We start from the raw sequence: 2,810 nt of genomic DNA on the forward strand, positions 1-2,810 counted from the left end.
AGGCGCCGCCGGGGGCGGTCTCTCGCGCGATCAGGCGGCGCGGGCCGCGTCGCGGGCGATCTGCCTGATCGCCGAGCGGGCGATGCCCAGATCGGCGAGGTCGCGCTCGGTGAGCAGGCTCAGCTCGCGCTGCGTCTGGCGGTAGACGCGGTTGCGTGCGAAGGCGGCCTTGAGACGGGCGGTGATCGCGGTGAGGCCGTTGGTTTCGGTGTTGAAAGTGGTGCGCTGGTCGATGGTGGCGGTGGCCATGTCAGAAATCCTTGGTTCGGGTCCGTGCTGGCCCAGTTCTAGGGCCTGATCGGCGTGGCGCGTATTCGCCGCGTCGTTGATCCCTAACTGGTAGCGATAACGGCGAAAGAAAACCCGTTGCCGGCGTAGACCCGCCATGCATCCGCTGCATGGGCCGGGGTTCAGCGCCGCCCGGTCCAATCGAGCACAACCTTGCCAGAGCCGCCGCCACGCATCGCGTCAAAGCCCGCGACATAATCTTCCACCGGCATCCGGTGGGTGATGACGCCGCGGATATCGAGGCCGTTCTCCAGCATGGCGATCATCTTGTACCAGGTCTCGAAGATCTCGCGCCCGTAGACCCCCTTGATGGTGATCGCCTTGAACACGATGCGGGACCAATCCACGGGCGACTTGCCCGGCGGGATGCCCAGCATGGCGATCCGCCCGCCCATCACCAGCCGCTCCACCATCTGGTCAAGCGCGCGCTGGTTGCCCGACATCTCCAGCCCGATGTCGAAGCCCTGCTTCATGCCGAGGCGCGGCACGACCTCGGCGAGGTCCTCTTCGGCCACGTTGACCGGCACCACGTCGGCCACCTTCGCGGCGAGCGCGAGGCGGTCGGGGTTGATGTCGGTGATGACGACATGGCGCGCGCCGACGTGGCGCGCCACCGCCGCCGCCATGATGCCGATCGGCCCGGCGCCGGTGATCAGCACGTCCTCGCCCACCAGATCGAAGCTGAGCGCGGTGTGCACCGCGTTGCCCAGGGGATCGAGGATCGCGCCGATCTCGTCGTCGATGGCGTCCGGGAGCGGCACCACGTTGAAGGCCGGAAGCCGCAGGTATTCGGCGAAGGCGCCCGGCTCGTTGACGCCGATGCCGCGGGTTTCGGGGTCGAGGTGGAACTTGCCCGACCGGCTCTGGCGCGAGTGCTTGCCGATCAGATGCCCCTCGCCCGAGCAGCGCTGGCCGATCGAGAGATCGGTCACGTTACGCCCCAACTCGACGATCTCTCCCGCGAACTCATGGCCTGTCACCAAGGGCACCGGCACCGCGCCCTGCGCCCACTCGTCCCAGTTCCAGATATGCACGTCGGTGCCGCAGATGCCGGTCTTGTTGACCCGGATCAGCACGTCGTCGGGGCCGATCTCGGGCACCGGCACGATCTGCCGCCACAGCCCTTCCTCGGGCCTGGCCTTGACCAGCGCCGTCATGCCGTTGGGGCGGCTCACGAGATCACGCCCAGCTCGCGGCCCGCCTTGGCAAAGGCCGAAAGCGCGGCATCCAGATCCTCGCGGGTGAGGGCGGCGTTCATCTGCGTGCGGATGCGGGCCTTGCCCTTGGGCACCACCGGAAAGAAGAAGGCCGAGATATAGACGCCCAGCTCGTCGAGCCGCTGGGCCATCTTCTGCGCCAACTTGGCGTCATGCAGCATGACCGGGATGATCGGATGCTCGCCGGGCAGGATCTCGAAGCCCAGATCGGTCAGCCCCTTGCGCCAGTATTCGGCGTTCTCGAAGAGATTGGCGCGCAGATCGTCGCTTTTCTCGATCAGGTGCAGCGCCTCCAGCCCCGCGGCGCAGACCATAGGCGGCAGCGCGTTGGAAAACAGATAGGGCCGCGCCCGCTGGCGCAGCAGGTCGATGACGGGCTGCGGCCCCGCGATATAGCCGCCGATCGCGCCGCCAAGCGCCTTGCCCAGCGTGCCGGTCAACAGGTCGGCCCTCACCCCGAAATGCGCAGGCGTGCCCGCCCCCTTCGGCCCCATGAAGCCGGTGGCGTGGCAGTCGTCGACCATCATCAGCGCGTCGTACTTGTCGGCCAGCGCACGGATCTCGTCGAGCCGGGCGAGGTAGCCATCCATCGAGAAGACGCCGTCGGTGGCGATCATCACGTGGCGCGCCCCTGCGTCGCGGGCCTCCTTCAGCTTGGCTTCGAGATCCGCCATGTCGGAATTGGCAAAGCGGTAGCGCTTGGCCTTGCACAGGCGGATGCCGTCGATGATCGAGGCGTGGTTGAGCGCATCCGAGATCACCGCGTCTTCGGGGCCCAAGAGCGGCTCGAACAGCGCGCCATTGGCATCGAAGCAGGCGGCGAAGAGGATCGTGTCGTCATGGCCGAGATATTCGGCGAGGCGCCTCTCCAGCTTGCGATGCAGATCCTGCGTGCCGCAGATGAAGCGCACCGAGGCCATGCCGTAGCCGTGCCGATCGAGCGATTCCTTGGCGGCATGGATCAGGTCGGGGTGATCGGCCAGCCCGAGATAGTTGTTGGCGCAAAGATTGATGACCTCTCGATCGCCGAGATCGACGCGCCCGCCCTGCGGCGAGGTGATCTCGCGCTCGGTCTTCCACAGCCCTTCCTCGCGGATCTCCTCGAGGCGGCTTTCGATGTCTTGCAGGAAACGGGTCATGGAAGCTCCTTTCGGGGGCGGCGCGGGCAGGCCCCGAGTCTATGCCCGCTGCGGCGTCTTGCAAGCTCTGCCGCCACGGCAGGATCAGCCGAGCGCCACCAGCCGGATCTCGCCTCCCCAATCCGCACCGAGCCGCGCCGCCGCCTGCCAGGCCCGAAGCCCCGAG

3 protein-coding genes are annotated in these 2,810 nt (G+C 67.4%); all 3 read right to left on the minus strand.

Features of this window, described 5'->3' with window-relative positions; genetic code table 11:
- Positions 1-30: 30 nt before the first annotated feature.
- Positions 31-249, minus strand: a complete 219-nt coding sequence (locus NHG85_RS18595) for a DUF1127 domain-containing protein (RefSeq protein WP_253335214.1) — start codon at positions 247-249, stop codon at positions 31-33.
- A 161-nt stretch (positions 250-410) separates the two neighbouring features.
- Entirely contained in the window at positions 411-1,445 is a 1,035-nt protein-coding gene (tdh, locus tag NHG85_RS18600; protein WP_253335218.1) for an L-threonine 3-dehydrogenase, read from the minus strand.
- Between the two features lie 14 nt (positions 1,446-1,459).
- The gene (locus tag NHG85_RS18605) at positions 1,460-2,644 is read right to left on the minus strand and encodes a glycine C-acetyltransferase (RefSeq protein WP_253335216.1); all 1,185 of its coding nucleotides are present in this window, start codon (positions 2,642-2,644) and stop codon (positions 1,460-1,462) included.
- Positions 2,645-2,810: the final 166 nt, after the last annotated feature.

This window comes from Limimaricola litoreus (genome assembly GCF_024159025.1).
Taxonomy (GTDB): Bacteria; Pseudomonadota; Alphaproteobacteria; order Rhodobacterales; family Rhodobacteraceae; genus Limimaricola; species Limimaricola litoreus.